Origin of the sequence: Paractinoplanes toevensis, assembly GCF_018332695.1 — a bacterium.
GTDB lineage: Bacteria > Actinomycetota > Actinomycetes > Mycobacteriales > Micromonosporaceae > Actinoplanes > Actinoplanes toevensis.
The window spans coordinates 21,043-38,099 of sequence record NZ_BOQN01000068.1 but is presented as its reverse complement, the minus strand read 5'-3'; the positions used below and the strand labels follow the sequence as shown (position 1 = coordinate 38,099).

Here is a 17,057-nt window from a genome sequence, read left to right as displayed (position 1 = left end):
CGTACGCATAGATTCCTTTGAATGTCGTGGCGCCCCGGGCCTCATTTGCGGACCCGTACCGTCGCGGTTGACGTGAGCTGTTTTTGGTCGCCGCCCTGCCGGAAGTTCGCTACCAGCGTCAACGCCACCGCGTCGCCTTCCGGCACGTTGTTGTCGAGGTCGGCCTTGTCGAACGTCACGATCAAGGTCCGGCCGATCACCTTCGCCCGCTCGGCCGGGACAGGTGTCCTTGACAGCGGTGTGCGTAGCTCGACCCCGCCGTCGAGGCGGTGGCCGGCCGGAAGGTGCAGCGTGGCGGTCACGGTGCCGTGGACCGCGGTGAAAATTCCGGTCCGCGAGCTGAGGTCGAGGGTCGCGGGGGTGAATCGCAACGCGCCCGGCAGGTCCTGTGGTGTCGGGTACACCTCGATCTTGCCGGTCGGCCGTGGGTCGGTGCAGTCGTTGAAGTAGTACTCGCCGGCGCGGTCGAACGTGAACTCGAAGCGCTCGCCGGGGTCCAGTCGGGGGTTGAACAGCCCTTCGAAGTACTGGGTCGCGCAGTGCGGCAATTGGTTGGGGAAGTTCGGGAAGGTCTCCGCTCCCGGGTTCAGGAAGGTCACGGTGGTCCCGACCGGCACCCGGAGGTGAGTCGGGGCCATGCCGCCCTGTGCGGTGCTGTCGCGGGCTGCGGCGGTGTCGGTCGTGCGGTTCTGGCGGCCCAGGAGAACGGTGTTGTTCACCGTCGCGCCGTCGACCGGGTTGCCCTGCACGGGGCGGCGGATCGCCAGCGGAGCTGTGTCCGGCCCCTCCTGGCTGCCCGACTCGGTCGTGTAGGTGCCGCCGAGCTTGAACGCCCACAGCGAATCGCCCTGCGTCACCGAGGCGCCGTACGGGTTCGTGGACCCGGCGGCGAGAACAGCGACGTACTGTTCGCCGCCGACCGTGTAGGTGATCGGGGCGCCGGAGATGCCCGACCCGGTCTGGAACTCCCACAGAACGTCGCCGTCGCGGGCGTCCAGGGCCAGGAGCCGGCCGTCGATCTGGCCGGCGAAGAGCAGATCGGTCGCGGTCGTCAGGGGTCCTTGGCCGTGCGACATGTCCGTGCCGAGGTGGTTGCGCCACCGCACCTTGCCGGTCGAGGCGTCGTAGGCCAGGATGCCGCCGGTCTGGTACTGGCCGATCGCTCGCTGCCCGTTGGCCGCGGCGCCGTTCCAGTGCGCCACCGGGTTGGTGCCGTACGGGTAATAGACCATGTTCGTGCTGTGGCTGTAGGAGTCGTTCGACCAGTCGGCCCCGCCGTTCTGACTGGTGGTCGACAGAATCGGCAGGTCCCACTGTGGGTCGTACATGCAGCCGCGGCGGTGGTCCGAGGGGTAGCCCGGCGGGTACTTCAGGAACGGCTGGTCGGCCTTGACGTAGCTGTCCGGGTTGAAGACGAGGTTGCCCTTCGCGTCAGGTTGATAGCCGTTGTAGTTCGGCACGGCGCGCCACGGGTCACCCGGGACGTTCCGCGGGTCCAGTTTCTGCCAGACGACGCATTCGGGCAGCAGGCGCTCCGTCGGGAAGGGCTGGGTTTCGGCGTTGTGCTGCCGGGAGTCCTGGATCATCGGCTTGTCGACGACCGGAAGCACGGGCTTGCCGGTCGTCCGATCGAGCACGAACTGGTGTCCCGACTTGCTGCCGTAGAACACCACCTTGCGCTTCTGGCCCTTGATCCTGATGTCGGCCAGGGTCGGCGGATGGACATTGTCCATGTCCCACACGTCGTGCCGGATCGACTGGTAGTGCCACTTGTACGCGCCGGTCTTCAGGTCGACCGCCACCATCGTGGTGGAGAACAGGTCGTCGCCCGGGCGCAGGGAGCCGTCCTGCGAGCTCCGGCAGCTGCGCGGGTTGCCGAAGGTCATGTAGTAGAAGCCCAGCTCGGGGTCGATCGCCCCGTGCATCCACGGTGTCGCGCCGGCCTCGAGGTTGCACTGCGTGCCGTCGGGCAGCACGGGCCCCCAGGTGGCGCCGGCGTCGACGGAGTTGCCGTTGACGTCGGTGTAGATGGTTCCGCGATCCGGTCCACCGAAGAAATGCCACAGGTAACTGCCATCGACGGCACGCACCGCGACGACCGCGGCACGGTCGCCGTTGGCCGCGTGGACGTAGACCACGCCGTCGTAGTACACCGTTGCGACCCGGTCGATGTTGCCCAGGTCGACACCGGCCTGGACGGCCGGCTGCACGGACCAGACCTGCTCGCCGGTGTTCTTGTCGAGGGCGACGATGCGATCGCCGCCGGCCAGCGTGTACACCTTGCCCTCGCCGACCGAGACGCCGCGTCGCGTGTCCGCCGTCTCGAAACCCTCCGGCGCCCACTTCCACTTGGGCTCACCGGTCGCGCCGTCGACGGCGATCACTTCACCGCCCGGCGTGTCCAGGTAGATGACCCCGTCGTCCACGATGGGCGTCGTCTGCTGGCCGACGTCGTCGCTGGCCGGGGCGACCGCGGAGACATGGGTGCGCCACGCCGGACCAAGCTTGTCGAGGTTGCGCCGGGAGATCTGCTTCAGCCCCGAGTAGTGCTGGTTCGCGAGGTTGCCACCGACGGTCGGCATGTCCGCCCCGGTCGGCTCCAGACCCGGCGGGTTCGTCCGCTCGACGCCATCTCGAGGGCCCTGGGCGATGGCGGCCGACGGCCCGGCCGCGACAGCGACGGCTAACAGGAGCGGTGCGAGATTGCGCGGTTTCATCGATCACCGTGGTTTCGTTAATGCCCAGGTGGACTGCCGAAGGTCCGCTTGATGGACCATTAGTTCCGCTAGACAGACCATAGTGGGGTGTACGCCGTCCCACAAGATGGGTTGCTATCGGCGCGGGGCCGGCGATTTCGCTGGCAGTGAACACCGGAAGATGTTGGGGGCCTCCGTAGTTGAGCCGCGCATACTCAACTTTCTCGGAGGTACCGGGTGACCAGCAAACGACTCCCCGTTCTGTTCCTTGACGACGTTGTCCTGCTGCCGGGCATGGTCGTTCCGGTCGAGCTCGACGAGGCGGCCCTGGCCGCCGTCGATGCGGCTCGCACGTCGGCCGGCTCCGAGCTGCTGATCGCCCCGCGGCTCGCGGACCGCTACGCGACCTACGGCGTGGTGGCCAGCCTGGAGCGGGTCGGCAAGTTCCGCGGCGGCTCGCCCGCCGCCGTGCTGCGCACGGGTGTGCGCGCCCGCATCGGCGCCGGCGTGACCGGTCCGGGCGTGGCTCTCTGGGTCGAGGCCGAACCGGTCACGGCCGGCCCGCTGGGCGAGCACGTGGGCGAGCTGGCCGCCGAATACAAGCAGTTGGTGGTTTCGGTGCTGCAGCGCCGCGAGGCGTGGCAGGTCATCGACTCGGTCAGCGCCATCGACGACCCCGGTGACCTGGCCGACACCGCGGGCTGGGCGCCGTACCTGTCCAACGACCGCAAGCGTGAGCTGCTGGAGACTCCGGATGTGGAGGCCCGGCTGCGGCTGCTCGTCGAGTGGACCCGGGACTTCCTGGCGGAGTCCGAGGTCAGCGACAAGATCGATACCGACGTACGCGAATCGGTCGAGAAGCGCAACCGCGAGTACCTCCTGCGCGAGCAGCTCAAGGCGATCCGCAAGGAGCTCGGCGAGGGCGAGGCGGACGGCACCGACGACTACCGCGCCCGGGTCGAGGCGGCCGATCTGCCGGAGAAGATCCGCGAGGCGGCCCTGGCCGAGGTCGGCAAGCTGGAGCGGGCCGGCGACCAGAACCCCGAGGCCGGCTGGATCCGGACCTGGCTCGACACGGTCCTGGACCTGCCGTGGAACGTCCGCACCACCGACGCGACCGACCTCGGCGCGGCGCGGGCCGTGCTCGACGCCGACCACCACGGCCTGGACGAGGTCAAGGAACGCATCGTCGAGTACCTCGGCGTCCGCGCCCGTCGCGAGTCCCGCGGTCTCAATGTCGTCGGCGGGCGCGGGTCCGGCGCGGTGATCCTGCTGGCCGGGCCGCCCGGAGTCGGCAAGACCTCGCTGGGCGAGTCGGTCGCGCGCACGCTGGGCCGCAAGTTCGTCCGGGTCGCCCTGGGCGGTGTGCGGGACGAGGCGGAGATCCGGGGCCACCGCCGTACGTATGTCGGCGCCCTCCCCGGCCGCATCGTGCGCGCGGTCCGGGAGGCCGGTTCGATGAACCCGGTCGTGCTGCTCGACGAGGTCGACAAGGTCGGCAGCGACTACCGCGGCGACCCCGCGGCGGCGCTGCTCGAGGTGCTCGACCCGGCGCAGAACCACACCTTCCGCGACCACTACCTCGACCTCGACCTGGACCTGTCCGACGTCCTGTTCATCGCGACCGCGAACGTGCTGGACACCATCCCGCAGGCGCTGTTCGACCGGATGGAGCTCATCACGATCGACGGCTACACCGAGAACGACAAGGTCGCCATCGCCCGGGACTTCCTCGTGCCCCGGCAGCTGGAGCGGGCCGCGCTGGCCGAGGACGAGGTGACGGTCACCGAGGACGCGCTGCGCGAGATCGCCGCGAATTACACCCGCGAGGCCGGCGTACGGTCGATGGAACGGCTGCTCGCCAAGGCTTTCCGCAAGGCCGCCCTGGGTGATCTGCCGGCCACCGTCGACGCCGCCGACCTCAAGAACCTGATCGGGCGGCCGCGATTCACTCCGGAGTCGTCCGAGCGGACCGCCGTTCCGGGCGTGGCCACCGGCCTGGCCGTGACCGGGATGGGCGGTGACGTGCTCTACATCGAGGCGTCGCTGCTGCCCGGGGACAAGGGCGGGCTCTCGGTCACCGGGCAGCTCGGCGACGTGATGAAGGAGTCCGCGCAGATCGCGCTCTCCTACGTCCGGGCCCACGCCGAGGAGCTGGGCATCTCGCCCGAGCAGCTCGACCACCCGATCCACCTGCACGTGCCCGCGGGCGCGGTGCCGAAGGACGGACCGTCAGCCGGTGTCACGATGACGACGGCGCTGGTGTCGTTGCTGCTCGGCCGTAACGTGCGGGCCGAGGTGGGGATGACCGGCGAGGTTTCGCTGACCGGGCGGGTCCTGCCGATCGGCGGCGTCAAGCAGAAGCTGCTGGCGGCCCAGCGGGCCGGCCTCACCGAGGTGTACCTGCCGAAGCGCAACGAGCCCGACCTCGACGAGGTGCCGGCCGACGTGCTCTCGGCATTGACGGTGCACATCGTCGCGGACGTCCGCGAGATTCTGGGAACGGCCCTGGAGCCCGTTTCCGCCGGCGTGGGGGCGGCCGCAGCCTGACACCTGCCCCGGATCAAGATCAGTCGGCGCCGTCCGGCCGACGAACTACACGGCAGTAGTTCGTCGGCCGTCGGCATCGTCCTGACCAGGAGCGGGTAGCCCGAACGGGTGACCATGCCCGAGGTGATCCCGCCGATGCTGGCCGCGGCCGGGCCGCTGCCGCCCGGCGACGGCTGGGCGTTCGAGTTCAAGTACGACGGGGTCCGCGCGGTCAGCTACGTCGACGGCGGCCGGGTGCGGGTGCTGTCGCGCAACAGCAACGACGTCACGGCCACCTACCCGGAGCTGGGCGTGCTCGGCGACCTGCTCGGTGACCGGGCGGCGATCCTGGACGGCGAGATCGTCGCGCTCGATCCGGGTGACCGGCCGTCCTTCGCGAAGCTCGCCGCCCGCATGCACGTCGCCCGGCCCACCAGCGCGCTGCTGCACACGGTCCCGGTCGTCTACTACGTGTTCGACCTGCTCTGGCTGGACGGGACGGCGCTGCTGGACGAGCCGTACGACCGCCGCCGCCACCTGCTCGCCGGCCTTGGCCTCGACGCCCCGACGGTACGCACGCCGCCGTATTTCACCGGGGTCGACGGCGCGGCGATCCTGCGGGCGGCGGAGCTGGGCGGCCTGGAAGGAGTGGTCGCGAAGCGGCGCAACGGTCCGTACCGGCCCGGCCGGCGCTCGGCGGACTCGTGGACCAAGGTCCCACTCATCCGTACCCAAGAGGTTCTGGTCCTGGGGTGGAAGGCGGGCGAAGGCCGCCGGGCCGGCACCATCGGCTCACTGCTGCTCGGCGTCCTCGACGAAGCCGGCACCCCGCGGTTCGCCGGCCACGTCGGCACCGGCTTCACCGACGTCATGCTGCACCAGCTGACGGACCAGCTGGCCGCGATCGCCCGCGGCACACCGCCGGTATCCGGCGTCCCCCGCGAATTCGCCCGGCACGCCCACTGGGTCGAACCGGTGCTGGTGGGCGAGGTCGCCTTCCGCAACTGGACACCCGACGGGCGCATGCGCCATCCCTCGTGGCGAGGCCTGCGGCCGGACCGGACCCCGGCCGAGGCACGCCGGCAGCCGGCCCCCACCGTTCCCGCCCCGGCCACGGTCGAGGGGGCGCTGGCCACCGCCGACGGGAAGTGGCGGGTCGAGGTGATCCAGCGCGACGGTCTGCGCTCGTACCGCCTGCTGCACGCCGACAACGTGATCGACGGCCTGGACCTGGCCGCGGTGGAACAGCTGCTCGGCCGGGCCGGTGTGGACCTCGGCGACCTGGTCGAGAACAACGGCGGCGGCGACCCGACCCCCCGCATCGGAGCGGCGTGACAGCCCCGCCTCGACCGTGCCGGCGAACGTCCGTTTGAGCGGCCTCCAAATCGGTACTCAGACCTCCATGAGACCTATGACTCGCGCGATGATCGTGACCGCCGTGACCGCTGCTCTCGGCGGCACCACCTATCGCATCGTCACCAGGAGACAGCCGCCCGCCGGCCGGCGCCACGTGATCACGGTTCACCGGCCTCTGGAGGAGATCGCCGAGGTGCTGCCGGAGCCACTGAGCGCCTACCACGGAACCATCGACGTGCGGCTACGAGCGGCCCCGGCCGGCCGGGGTACGGAGATCAGCGCCCGCGCCCTGAACGACACGGTGTCCGACGGCGACATCCGGCGTCTGCTGCGCGAGAGCCGATCTCTCCTGGAGGTCGGTGACGTCCTGCGGCCGGGCGGTCCGACGACGACACCGACCCCATGGAATCGGCCGCTGCGGTCGGCCACCCGGCACGGTCGTGAGGGAGGACTGTTGTGAAGGCGTTGCAGTGGCAAGGGGTGAACAAGCTGGCTGTCGGGGAGGTGCCGGACCCGGAGATCCGTAACGCCGGTGACATCATCGTGAAGGTCAATCGGACGGTTACCTGTGGTTCGGATCTGCACCTGCTCGGTGGTTACATCCCGTTCATGGAGAAGGGTGATGTGCTGGGTCACGAGTTCGTCGGTGAGGTCGTGGAGACCGGGCCGGACGTCCGTAACCATCAGGTCGGTGACCAGGTGGTGGTGTCGTCGTTCATCGCCTGCGGCAAGTGCTGGTTCTGCGAACAGCGATTGTTCTCGTTGTGCGACAACGGCAACACCAATCCGGCGATCACCGAGACATTGTGGGGGCAGGCGCCGGGGGGCTGTTTCGGGTATTCGCATGCGATGGGCGGTAATCCGGGAAGTCACGCCCAATGGTGGGCGGGGCCCGGACGTGTGTATCGAGGCGATCGGGATGGAGGCGCACACTCCTGGCCCGCAGTTCCTCTACGACCAGGTCAAGCAGCAGCTTCGCCTGCAGACCGACCGGCCGGCGGCGGTCCGCGACGCGATTCACGCCTGCCGTAAGGGCGGTTCGGTGTTCGTCCTGGGCGTGTACGCGGGTTTCGTGGACAAGTTCCCGCTCGGGGCGTTGATGAACAAGGGACTCACCGTGCGGGGAGCGCAGATGCACGGCCAGCGTTACATTCCGATGCTGCTCGACCGGATGGCGCGCGGTGAACTGGTGACCGAATATCTGGCCACGCACACCATGCCGCTGGCCGAGGCCCCGACCGGCTATCGGATGTTCAAAGACAAAGAAGATGATTGTGTACGGGCGGTCTTCCTACCCAACTGACAGGTCAGGGGCGGGGGAGCGCCGTAGCCTGCGGTCGCGAAGCTGGGGGACGACCCACACCGCGACGAGTGCGGCGGCGAGCACGCCGGTGGTCAGGTCCGCGCGGCCGTTGAGCAGCAGTGCGAGCAGGTAGGCCGCGCTCACGGCGGTCCGGGTGAGCAGCGCGACAGACATGACAGTGTTCCTTTCGGGCGTCGACCGGTCGGTGACAGAGGTGCCCCGTACGCCGTCCCGCCGGGGCCAGGTGATGGCCCCGGCGGGTCAACGCCGAGGCCGGGGGAGGGTTACCTCGACGGCCACGCCCCGCGGGGCCAGACGGCGGGCGCGGATGGTGCCACCGTTGGCGACGACGAGTTGCCTTACCACCCACAGGCCCAGACCCTTCTCCCCGGCCGGTGGGACGGGCCGGCGCAACGATCGGGCCAGTTCGGCGGTCAGGGTGCCGGCGTCGCTCACGGTCAGCCGGAGCCGGCGCCGATGGGTGCGGGCCTCCAGGCGGATCGGCTCCCCGGGCGGGCCGTACCGTTCGGCGTTGGTCAGCAGATTGATGAGGATCTGCCCGGCATGCTGCCGGTGCACCGGATGGTCTCCGGCGGTCCGGCCCAGCCGGACGACGAGACGCTCGACGGGTACGGCCGCCGTCACCATCGGCAGGATCCGGTGGAACGGGACCGGCGGGTCGGTGGTGCCGGCCATGCCGTACGCCGCCGCGGCAGCCTGCCGCAGGACCGCCTCCGCGTACGTGACGTGCTCACCGGCCAGGCGGGCCAGATCGGCGCGGGCCGACTCGGAGGGGTGCTCCTGAAGTGCCTGGACCAGGGAGGTGAGAGTGGACATCGGGGGCCGCAACTCGTGACAGACGCTGCGCAGCAACAGCAGGCCGGGATCGGCCGGCTGCGGCTCGTGCATCATCCTCCATCGCCGGGTCAACCGAGACATGGTGCGCTCCGGAACGGGCATGCAGCGCGCATGCAGAACGGTCGTGCTATCGCAGTTGCCCTGGTCGATGACCACCCGCTGTTCGTCCGCGGACTTGAACTACTGCTTCCCGAGGTGAGCGGTGGGCAGGTCACCGTGGTCGCCTCGACCGGCGACGCCTCGGCCGCAGCGAGCCTGGTCCGGCGTACCGTCCCGGATCTGGTGCTGGTGGACCTGCACATGCCGGCGCCCGGCGGGGTGCGGGCGGTGGGCGCCATCCGGCGCGCCGCACCACGCGTCCGGATCGTGGCGATGTCCGGGGACGAGGATCCGCAGCCGGCGATCGAGGCGCTGCGGGCCGGGGCGGAAGGGTTCCTGCCCAAGACCAGCGAGGTGGCGGACCTGCTGCAGCCGCTGCTCGCGGTGCTGGGCGGCTGGTCGGTTCTGCCGGCCGCCCTGCTCGGCACGCTGCTCGCGCCGGTCCGGGGAATCCGCCCGGCGCCGGCCGAGCTGGACGAGGCGGAACGGCAGCTGCTGCAGTTCATCGCGGCCGGCGCGACCACGACCGAGATCGCGGTCGAGCTGCACGTCTCCGAACGGACGGTCAAGCGGCTGACCGCGACACTGCTGCGCAAGCTTCGGGTGTCGAGTCGGACCGAGGCCGCGGCGCTGGCCGGGAGCGCGGGGATTCTTTGAGGTCGGCAGGTCGTCATGAGACTCCTTCGATGCCTGCGGAGACAGCCGACTTCCCGCGCCTCGGGGCCTCAAACGGCTATCCGGCGACGGCGTTCAGGATCAGCACGGCGTTCAGCACGATGATCAGGACCGCCAGGGCGACCGCGATCGCCGTCACCACCGGGCTGTTGGTGTGCTCGCCCATCACATCGCGGCGCCGGGTCAGCCAGATCAGCGGGACGAGCGCGAACGGAACCCCGAAGGAGAGCACCACCTGGGACCACACCAGGGCCTTGGTCGGGTCGACGCCGACCAGCAACACTAGCATCGCCGGTGCCATCGTGAGGATGCGGCGGGCTGACAGCGGGATGGTGCGCCCGATGAAGCCCTGCATGACGACCTGCCCGGCGTAGGTGCCGACACTCGAGGAGGCCAGACCCGAGGCGAGCAGGGCGACCGCGAACGCCAGCGCGGCGTACCGGTCGACGGTCTCGGTGAGCCCGGTGTGGATTCCCTCCAGGCTGTCCGTGCCGGTGATCCCGGTCCCGGCGAAGAGCTGGGCGGCGACGACCAGCATGGCCAGATTGACCAGCCCGGCGGCGCCGAGCGCGACCAGCGTGTCGACACGCTGGCACCGCAGGGCCCGGCGGCGCTCGTCCGGGCCGGCGCCCGTGATCGTCCGCGTCCTGGTCAGCGCCGAATGCAGGTAGATGACGTGCGGCATCACGGTCGCGCCGAGAATGCCGGTGGCCAGCACGAGACCGTCCGTTCCGGACAGCGAGGGCACCATTCCGCCGGCCAGCGCACCGGAGTCGACGCCGGAGCGCAGGACGTTGTACAGGAAGCCGAGCAGGATGACGCCCAGCAGCCCGGCGATCACCGTCTCGAACCGCCGTACGCCCCGGCGCTGGAGCGTGAGCAGCGCGAACGCGACCACGCAGGTGATCAGGCCACCGATCGGAAGCGGCACCCGGAACAGCAGGTTCAGTGCGAGCGCGCCGCCGATGATCTCGGCCAGATCGGTGGCCATCGCCACGACCTCGGCCTGCACCCACAGCGTCCGGCTGATCGGGCGGGGAAACCGTGCCCGGCAGAGCTGCGGCAGGTCCCGGCCGGTGACCAGGCCGAGCTTGGCGGACAGCGACTGGATCAGCATGGCCATCAGGTTGGCGGCGACGATCACCCACGCCAGCTGATAGCCGAAGGTGGCGCCACCGGTGAAGTTGGTGGCGAAGTTGCCCGGGTCGGCGTAGGCGATCGCGGCCACGAAGGCCGGGCCGAACCACGGCGCTAGCCGGGCGACGCGCCGCCGCAGGGGGAGTGACACCGCGAGGGGTGCGGAGGTGTCGATGGCCATGAGCGTCTCCCCGGGTTGCCGGCGACCGGATACCTCCGGGTGCCCCGCGAAGGTGACCTGGCCGGGCCAGCGGTGGCCCCGCCGGGCCAGAACCCTGGGTAGCCGATCGTCGTGCCCCTCGAATCAGCATGGAGGTTCTGATGTTCAAGCACGTCGACTACCTGCAGTTCCAGGCCAAGCCCGAGAAGCCGGACGCCCTGCTCGCCGCGAAGATGCAGGAGCTCGTCGGTGGTCAGTTCGGTGAGATGACCGTGATGATGCAGTATCTCTGGCAGGGCTGGTCGTGCCGCGTGCCGGGCAAGTACAAAGACATGATCATGGACATCGCGACCGAGGAGATCGGCCACGTCGAGATGCTCACGACCATGCTGGCCCGCCTGCTCGAGGCTGCCCCGGGCGAAGCGACCGAGAAGGCGGCGGCCGCCAACCCGGTGCTGGCCGCCGTCCTCGGTGGCATGAACCCGCAGCACGCCATCGTCACCGGTGGCGGTGCGCTGCCGCGGGACGCGGCCGGCGTGCCGTGGAACACCGGCTACATCATCGCCAGCGGCAACCTGCTCAGCGACTTCCGGTCCAACGTGGCCGCCGAGGCGCAGAGCCGGCTGATGACCAGCCGGGTCTACAACATGACCGACGACCGCGGGGTCAAGGACATGCTGCAGTTCAACCTCGCCCGCGACACCTGGCACCAGCAGCAGTGGCTGCTCGGCATCGAGCAGCTCGTCGCCGACGGTTTCACCGAGAACGGGATCGAGGACTCCAACGGCGACGACGAGAACCAGGAGGCCAACCACACCTTCTACAGCTTCGACCCGGAGAGTACGGCCGGCGAGGGCCGCTGGGCGCAGGGTCCGACCCTGGTCGGCGGCAAGGAGATCGTGTACGTGCCGGACGCGCAGCCGCTGACCGACGACAAGCCCCTCGGGCCGGCGCCGGACCCCAAGCTGTTCGTCACCTACGACGGCGCGATGGGCAAGGGCAAGCCGGGCACCGGGGCGGGAGCACACGCCCAGGGCGTGGCCAACGTCGTCAACAAGATCAAGGGTGCTCTCGACTGACGGTCATCGCGCGCGGGAGCGAAGGGCGGCCGCTCCCGCGCGCGACCTTCCGGGTCATCCGGAGACGGTCAGCTCGGCCAGCCGGTCCAGGACCGCGCCGATATCGCCGCCCGCCCGGAGGATCTGCCGCTGCCGGGCCGCGCCGGTGCCGTCCCGGCGGATGCGGGCGAGCTGCGCCTCGACGACCTCCCGGTCGCCCTGGTGGTGCAGGGCCGGACCGACGTACGCGACCAGTTCGTCGACGACGCTCCAGGCGGGCCGGGCACGCCGTGACCGGAGATCCGTGAGGGTGCCGTCCAGCCCGGTGCGGGCCGCGTTCCAGTGCGCCGCCCGGAGCAGGTCGTCCGGGATGCGCAGGGCCGGCCGACCGGCCGCGATGTCGTCCCTGATCGTCGCCACCAGCGCCCGGACCAGGCCCGCGAGCAACACCGTGTCGTCCACGGTGAGTCCGGCGTCACTGACTCGCACCTCGACCGTCGGGTAGGTCGCGGACGGTCGCGAATACCAGAGGACCATGCTGTCGTCGAGCATGACGCCGGACGACACCATCGCGGCCACCGTCCGGTCGTAGTCGGCGGCCGAGTCGGTGTGCGGCGTCGGCCCCAGGCTGGGCCACCGTTGCAGCTGCACGGATCGCCAGCTGGCATAGCCGGTGTCGGCACCCTGATACAGCGGCGAGTTCGCCGTGAGGGCCTGCACGACCGGCAGCCATTCCCGCAGGTGGTTGCCGACCTCGATGGCGAGCGCCCGATTCGGTACGCCGACGTGGACGTGACAGCCGCACACGGCGGGGTCGGCGGCGATCGGCCCGTAGTACCGCGCGATCTCGTGGAACCGCGGGTTCTCGGTCGGCTCCCGGCAGGGTTCGGCCACCGGAGTAGCGCCGACGGCGACCAGGCGGGCGCCGGCGCCGGTCGCCGCGGCCGCGGCCGCCCGCCGGAGATCGACCAGGTGGTGCCGGAGTTCGGCCAGGCCGGTGCAGACCGGAGTGACCATCTCGACCATGCTGTGCCGGAACTCCAGGCGGCTCTGCCCGCGCACCGACTCCGGAAGGGAGCTCAGGACCTTTCCGGCCACCGGCACGTTCTCGCCGCTGTGCGGGTCGAGGAGCAGGAACTCCTCCTCGACACCCAGGGTTTGGCCGGGGATCGGCCCGGGTGTGCTCACCGCGGCCGGGTCGCGGTCAGCACCACGACCGCAATCCGTTCGGCGTGCTGATAGGCGGCGGTGTCCAGCTCCTCGCCGTACACATCGGGGTCCACCTCGCGGTAGGTCCAGGCCAGGCCGGCGCCGGCCAGCCGGCGTTCGGCGGCCGCGCGGAGCGGGTCCTTCCCGTCGACGATGCCCGTCCCGCTGAACAGCACCAGCGAACCACCCGGGGCCAGCCGCTGCTTCGCGGCGTCGACGACCGCCAGGGAGAGTTCGTTGCCGTGCGGGCCGCCGCCGTCGCGGTAGGTGCGGCCGGCCGGATCGATCATGAACGGCGGGTTGGCGATGATCAGGTCGAAAGTGCCGTCCACGCCGTCCAGCAGGTCGCTGCGGGACAACCGGACCCGCTCGGTGCCGGCCAGCTCGGCGTTGATCCGGGCGTACCGCAGCGCGGTGTCGTTGATGTCGACGCCGATGACCTCGGCCTCCGGCGCCCGCTTCGCGATGGCGATCGCGCCGGCCCCGGTGCCACAACCGATGTCCACGGCCCGGCGGACCGGTGTTGCCCGCGCCGCCAGGTGCGCGACCGCCGCGTCGGCCATCCGGTACGTGTCCGGGCCCAGGAAGACCGAATCGGCGGTCGCCGTAGGGAACGCGGAGTGCAGGAACAACTCGTCGTCGTAGGAGGAGAACCGGACCCGGCTCCGCCAGCCGTCGCCGTGGCGCTCGAGGGCTCCGCCGGCGTCCAGCAACTCCATCAGCTCCGCGGGCAGCACCCCGTCCCGGAACGGCCGGCTCCAGCCCAGCACGTCCCGTTCGTTGTGCGCCCACGCGTTCCCGGGGCGCCGGTTGACCCGTTCGTGGGTGGTCGGGGTGACCGTGATGAACCGATAACCGCGGTCCTCGAGTGCCCGGCCGAGGCGCAGCAGTGCCTCGTCGGCGGCGGCGTCGAGCTGGGCGGATGCGGCCGGTGCGGCCGTTCCGATCGTCGTCATGGCGAGCGGTTTCCCCGTCCCGGGCGACCTATTCGCGCTGATCAGGGCGACCGCAGATCCAGCGTGTCGCCGCGCGCGATCGGTTGAACGCCGGTCAGTCCCTGCTGCCGCGCGCGGGCCAGGAAGTCGCTCAGCGGCGACTTCATCACCCGGTAGTCATCGAAGTGCACGGGGACGGTGAGCCTCGGCCGGATCAGGTGGGTGAGATCGGTGCCCTGCCGGTCGTCCATGGTCAGCAGCAGCCCGAGCAGCCGGGTGCCGCCGAGGTGGATGAGCATGGCGTCGATCTCGCCGAACCGCCGCGGTATCTCGGCGAGGTTCGTGTCGTACAGCGTGTCGCCGGTGATGTACACCGTCAGCTCGCGCTGCCCGTCCTGTTCCAGCTCGACGACGGAGCCCATCACGTCCGGCAGCAGGGCGTCGACCGGGCCGGGACCGTGCCGGCCGGGCACCGCGGTGACCCGCAGCCGCTGGCGGTCCCGGGTCCATTCGTGGCACTCCCAGGTCGGCAGCCCGTGCACCGCCTCGAAGTGCCGGCGGCGCAGACGGCGTTGCGCCTGGGGTGTCGTGATGATCGGCAGGGAGTGCGCGAGTCGTCGCCGCGCGGCCCGGTCGAAATGGTCGCCGTGCAGATGGGAGAGGAGCACCGCGTCCACCTGGGCGAGATCGAGGGCCGGCAGGGCGGGATCGGCCAGTCGGCGGGTCCACGCCCCGTAACCGAGGTAGACGCGGCTGCCCGCCGGCCCGAACGCCGGGTCGGTCAGCAAGGTGAACTCGCCCAGCCGCAGGACGGTCGTGGCGTTGCCGATGAAGGTGACGGTGGCTTGCATGGATCACTCCCGCAACGATGATCGACCGGCGTCCCAGGAGGCGAGCACCGTACCGGCCCACCGCGCGTCGAGCGCCAGGGCGCAGCGGGCGCCGTACAGCACGTCGCCGGCCAGCTCGGGTTCGGCGACGGCGAAGGACCCGCACAGGTCGTGCGCGGCGATCTGTTCGTGTACCGCGTCCGCCTCCACGTGCTCGTCGTAGAACGCGGTGGCGCTCGCGTCCCCGCCCAGCCGGCGCAGCCCGCCGGCGTACGCCCGGTTGGGTATCGAGGAGGTCATCTCGTAGGCGGCGAGATGACCGAGCAGGGCGGCCCGGTTGCGGCGGTGCAGGGCGAACAGCGACATCACGTTGTTCGTGGCCAGCGTCGCGGCGGGGACCGCATCGACGTACGCCCCGTAGGTCAGGTCGAGGCCGAACCAGCTCATCGTGCGTTTGAAGAGTTCCTGGTGCATCTTCGAGACGACGCCCCCGCCGTACTCGTCGAGCTGGATCTCGATCAGTGCCGCCTTCGGCCGTCCGGCCAGGCGGGGGATCACGTACGTGTGCGGGTCGGCCTCGCGCAGGTGGTAGACGGAACGGTGCGTGACGAACTCGCGGAACTGCTCGTAGGTGGCCCGGCTCCGCAGACGGCCGGACAGCGAGGGGCCGTCGTCGGCCGTGACCAACTCGGTCAGGCGGTGTGGCACGGTCTCCGGGTCCACGTGCTCCGGCGGGCCGGCGAGAGCGTGCAGGTCGGCCTCGAACCGCTGTTCCAGCGCGGCGCGCAACCGCAGCAGCTCGGGATCCCACTCCCAGCGGTCGTCCACCCCGTCCCAGCCGCGGTAGGCCATCTCGTAGCAGACGAACAGCGCCAGATGCAGATCCTCGTCGTCGTCCGGCGTCGTCGTGCGGGGCAACGTCGCCGCCTTCCCACCGAGCAGATCGATCACCGCGGTGGAGACGGCACCGCGCGGAGCAGGGAGTTTCATGCCGGCTGGCTTCCCGCGCACGCGCCGGGTAAACGCCGCCGGGGGATCATCGCCGGCTCATCGCGGCGGCGGTGTGACACGGTCGGTGCCCGCCCGGAAGTTGATCACCTTGTGGGTGCCGTCGCAGAACGGCTTGATCGCCGACTTCCCGCACCGGCACAGGGCGACCGTGGCCCGGCCGGCCTCGATCGGCGCGCCGTCCGGTGTGACGATCTCGAAGTCGCCGCGGACGATCAGCGGGCCGTCCTCGTACGGAATGATGGTCGAACTCATGGCGGACCGGATCCCCGCCAGGCGGCCGGCCAAACCCCCGGCGGGTAAGCGGTCGCCGTCGCCGGTGTCATCGGGCACCGCGCCGGTCCAGCGGGCCCCACTCGGCCGAATTCTGGGCCTCGACCAGGTGCTCCGCCTCGATCAACGCGGCGTCGGCGATCCAGGCGACCGGCCGGCGCACCCTGACCAGCGGCTCGTTGTCCGGTCCGCGGCCGCACCGGCTACCCACCAGCACCCACGGGCGGACGTTCGGCCCGCGCAGGTACCGCAGGTGGCGGTAGTCGTACAGCCGGCGGGCCACCCAGAGCCGCAGGGATCGGTCACCCCACCACGGTTCGACGGCGAGCGGGTTGGCCGACAGGCCGGGCAGCGGCACACCGGTCAGCGAGTCCCGGCTGGTCTCGTCCTGGCGCAGGTCCACCGCCGGGCCGGCCGACCACCGTACGAATAATTGATCTTCTGCCGCCGAGCTGGTGATCAGTTCGATGAGATCATCCAGGTCGGCGATCGTGGGCAAGTTCTCGAACACGCCCCCCGCGTGCCCCGATTCGCGAGCGTTAGTCGTCGCTCGGCCGGACCGAACCCGTACGGGTGGGCGCCCCGAGATGGCATGAGGCGGCCGAGTTGCGCGCCACCGGCTTTCCGGCGGTGGCGACCGCGACCGTGAACATCCGGACGGTTCCCGGCCAGACAGTCGCCGACGTCGCCGATCAGTTGCGGCGCTGGGTGGCTGACATCTCGCCGGCACGGTCGAGTACGACCTCACGATCGCGCGGCGGACCGGCCGAACTGCTCAGCCGGGTGCTCGACGCGCCGGTCCTGTTCTTCGGCGTCGGGCTGCCCGAGGATCGGTGGCACGGCAGCGATGAACGGGTGTCCATCGAAATGCTGGTCAACGGGACCGCTACCCTGGCGTATCTGTGGTCCCGGCCGTCCGCGCCGCGCTGAA

The 17,057-nt window shown here is 70.6% G+C and carries 16 protein-coding genes and 1 pseudogene; 7 read left to right on the top strand and 10 right to left on the bottom strand.

Annotated elements, in window-relative coordinates:
• Positions 1 to 41: 41 nt before the first annotated feature.
• Positions 42 to 2,717 (bottom strand): outer membrane protein assembly factor BamB family protein, encoded by a 2,676-nt coding sequence (locus tag Ato02nite_RS27110; protein ID WP_213009449.1) that lies wholly within the window; start codon positions 2,715 to 2,717, stop codon positions 42 to 44.
• Between the two features lie 273 nt (positions 2,718 to 2,990).
• Between Ato02nite_RS27110 and lon the strand changes: the two genes are divergently transcribed.
• From lon to Ato02nite_RS52605, 4 genes and pseudogenes are all read left to right on the top strand, one after another.
• Positions 2,991 to 5,246, top strand: a complete 2,256-nt coding sequence (gene lon, locus Ato02nite_RS27105) for an endopeptidase La (protein ID WP_213009492.1) — start codon at positions 2,991 to 2,993, stop codon at positions 5,244 to 5,246.
• 114 nt (positions 5,247 to 5,360) lie between these two features.
• A complete protein-coding gene (gene ligD, locus Ato02nite_RS27100; RefSeq protein ID WP_213009491.1) occupies positions 5,361 to 6,560 on the top strand; it encodes a non-homologous end-joining DNA ligase in 1,200 nt (399 codons plus the stop codon).
• An 88-nt stretch (positions 6,561 to 6,648) separates the two neighbouring features.
• Positions 6,649 to 7,041, top strand: a complete 393-nt coding sequence (locus Ato02nite_RS27095; RefSeq protein ID WP_213009448.1) for a hypothetical protein — start codon at positions 6,649 to 6,651, stop codon at positions 7,039 to 7,041.
• Positions 7,038 to 7,884 (top strand): annotated as a pseudogene (locus Ato02nite_RS52605) (alcohol dehydrogenase catalytic domain-containing protein). Before Ato02nite_RS27095 ends, Ato02nite_RS52605 begins: the two are co-directional and overlap by 4 nt.
• Here the strand turns inward: Ato02nite_RS52605 and Ato02nite_RS27085 are convergent.
• Both Ato02nite_RS27085 and Ato02nite_RS27080 read right to left on the bottom strand, forming a co-directional pair.
• The gene (locus Ato02nite_RS27085; protein WP_213009447.1) at positions 7,873 to 8,058 is read right to left on the bottom strand and encodes a hypothetical protein; all 186 of its coding nucleotides are present in this window, start codon (positions 8,056 to 8,058) and stop codon (positions 7,873 to 7,875) included. The pseudogene Ato02nite_RS52605 and the gene Ato02nite_RS27085 sit on opposite strands and share 12 nt — an antisense overlap.
• Before the next feature lie 87 nt (positions 8,059 to 8,145).
• The gene (locus Ato02nite_RS27080; RefSeq protein WP_246607449.1) at positions 8,146 to 8,793 is read right to left on the bottom strand and encodes a sensor histidine kinase; all 648 of its coding nucleotides are present in this window, start codon (positions 8,791 to 8,793) and stop codon (positions 8,146 to 8,148) included.
• 60 nt (positions 8,794 to 8,853) lie between these two features.
• Here Ato02nite_RS27080 and Ato02nite_RS27075 point away from each other — a divergent pair, with 60 nt between their 5' ends.
• Positions 8,854 to 9,498, top strand: coding sequence for a response regulator (locus Ato02nite_RS27075; protein ID WP_213009446.1), 645 nt, complete (start codon positions 8,854 to 8,856; stop codon positions 9,496 to 9,498).
• Positions 9,499 to 9,574: 76 nt separating this feature from the next.
• Here the strand turns inward: Ato02nite_RS27075 and Ato02nite_RS27070 are convergent, their stop codons facing one another.
• Positions 9,575 to 10,834: an Nramp family divalent metal transporter gene (locus Ato02nite_RS27070; RefSeq protein ID WP_213009445.1), complete on the bottom strand. Its 1,260-nt coding sequence runs from the start codon at positions 10,832 to 10,834 to the stop codon at positions 9,575 to 9,577.
• Between the two features lie 140 nt (positions 10,835 to 10,974).
• Here Ato02nite_RS27070 and Ato02nite_RS27065 point away from each other — a divergent pair, with 140 nt between their 5' ends.
• Positions 10,975 to 11,892, top strand: coding sequence for a manganese catalase (locus Ato02nite_RS27065; protein ID WP_213009444.1), 918 nt, complete (start codon positions 10,975 to 10,977; stop codon positions 11,890 to 11,892).
• 54 nt (positions 11,893 to 11,946) lie between these two features.
• Here the strand turns inward: Ato02nite_RS27065 and Ato02nite_RS27060 are convergent, their stop codons facing one another.
• The 6 genes from Ato02nite_RS27060 to Ato02nite_RS27035 form a co-directional block, all read right to left on the bottom strand.
• The gene (locus Ato02nite_RS27060) at positions 11,947 to 13,059 is read right to left on the bottom strand and encodes a carboxylate-amine ligase (protein WP_213009443.1); all 1,113 of its coding nucleotides are present in this window, start codon (positions 13,057 to 13,059) and stop codon (positions 11,947 to 11,949) included.
• Positions 13,056 to 14,036 carry a methyltransferase gene (locus Ato02nite_RS27055; RefSeq protein WP_213009442.1) on the bottom strand — a complete coding sequence of 327 codons (981 nt, stop codon included), beginning with the start codon at positions 14,034 to 14,036 and terminating at the stop codon, positions 13,056 to 13,058. Before Ato02nite_RS27055 ends, Ato02nite_RS27060 begins: the two co-directional genes overlap by 4 nt.
• A gap of 41 nt (positions 14,037 to 14,077) precedes the next feature.
• Positions 14,078 to 14,866, bottom strand: coding sequence for an MBL fold metallo-hydrolase (locus tag Ato02nite_RS27050; protein ID WP_213009441.1), 789 nt, complete (start codon positions 14,864 to 14,866; stop codon positions 14,078 to 14,080).
• A gap of 3 nt (positions 14,867 to 14,869) precedes the next feature.
• The gene (locus Ato02nite_RS27045; RefSeq protein ID WP_213009440.1) at positions 14,870 to 15,835 is read right to left on the bottom strand and encodes an iron-containing redox enzyme family protein; all 966 of its coding nucleotides are present in this window, start codon (positions 15,833 to 15,835) and stop codon (positions 14,870 to 14,872) included.
• A 57-nt stretch (positions 15,836 to 15,892) separates the two neighbouring features.
• Entirely contained in the window at positions 15,893 to 16,108 is a 216-nt protein-coding gene (locus tag Ato02nite_RS27040) for a CDGSH iron-sulfur domain-containing protein (protein WP_213009439.1), read from the bottom strand.
• Positions 16,109 to 16,175: 67 nt separating this feature from the next.
• Positions 16,176 to 16,637, bottom strand: coding sequence for a DUF6098 family protein (locus Ato02nite_RS27035; protein WP_213009438.1), 462 nt, complete (start codon positions 16,635 to 16,637; stop codon positions 16,176 to 16,178).
• A gap of 62 nt (positions 16,638 to 16,699) precedes the next feature.
• On the opposite strand from Ato02nite_RS27035, the gene Ato02nite_RS27030 reads away from it, so the two are divergent.
• Complete coding sequence (locus tag Ato02nite_RS27030; protein WP_213009437.1) at positions 16,700 to 17,056, top strand: zinc-binding metallopeptidase family protein; 357 nt, start codon at positions 16,700 to 16,702, stop codon at positions 17,054 to 17,056.
• Position 17,057 lies beyond the last annotated feature (1 nt).

Bases quoted from the DNA above. Each gene is read 5' to 3' on its own strand.
- Ato02nite_RS27110 (WP_213009449.1), bottom strand. From the start codon at position 2,717: ATGAAACCGCGCAATCTCGCACCGCTCCTGTTAGCCGTCGCTGTCGCG.
- lon (WP_213009492.1), top strand. From the start codon at position 2,991: ATGGTCGTTCCGGTCGAGCTCGACGAGGCGGCCCTGGCCGCCGTCGAT.
- ligD (WP_213009491.1), top strand. From the start codon at position 5,361: ATGCCCGAGGTGATCCCGCCGATGCTGGCCGCGGCCGGGCCGCTGCCG.
- Ato02nite_RS27095 (WP_213009448.1), top strand. From the start codon at position 6,649: ATGATCGTGACCGCCGTGACCGCTGCTCTCGGCGGCACCACCTATCGC.
- Ato02nite_RS27085 (WP_213009447.1), bottom strand. From the start codon at position 8,058: ATGTCTGTCGCGCTGCTCACCCGGACCGCCGTGAGCGCGGCCTACCTG.
- Ato02nite_RS27080 (WP_246607449.1), bottom strand. From the start codon at position 8,793: ATGCACGAGCCGCAGCCGGCCGATCCCGGCCTGCTGTTGCTGCGCAGC.
- Ato02nite_RS27075 (WP_213009446.1), top strand. From the start codon at position 8,854: ATGCAGAACGGTCGTGCTATCGCAGTTGCCCTGGTCGATGACCACCCG.
- Ato02nite_RS27070 (WP_213009445.1), bottom strand. From the start codon at position 10,834: ATGGCCATCGACACCTCCGCACCCCTCGCGGTGTCACTCCCCCTGCGG.
- Ato02nite_RS27065 (WP_213009444.1), top strand. From the start codon at position 10,975: ATGTTCAAGCACGTCGACTACCTGCAGTTCCAGGCCAAGCCCGAGAAG.
- Ato02nite_RS27055 (WP_213009442.1), bottom strand. From the start codon at position 14,036: ATGACGACGATCGGAACGGCCGCACCGGCCGCATCCGCCCAGCTCGAC.
- Ato02nite_RS27050 (WP_213009441.1), bottom strand. From the start codon at position 14,866: ATGCAAGCCACCGTCACCTTCATCGGCAACGCCACGACCGTCCTGCGG.
- Ato02nite_RS27045 (WP_213009440.1), bottom strand. From the start codon at position 15,835: ATGAAACTCCCTGCTCCGCGCGGTGCCGTCTCCACCGCGGTGATCGAT.
- Ato02nite_RS27040 (WP_213009439.1), bottom strand. From the start codon at position 16,108: ATGAGTTCGACCATCATTCCGTACGAGGACGGCCCGCTGATCGTCCGC.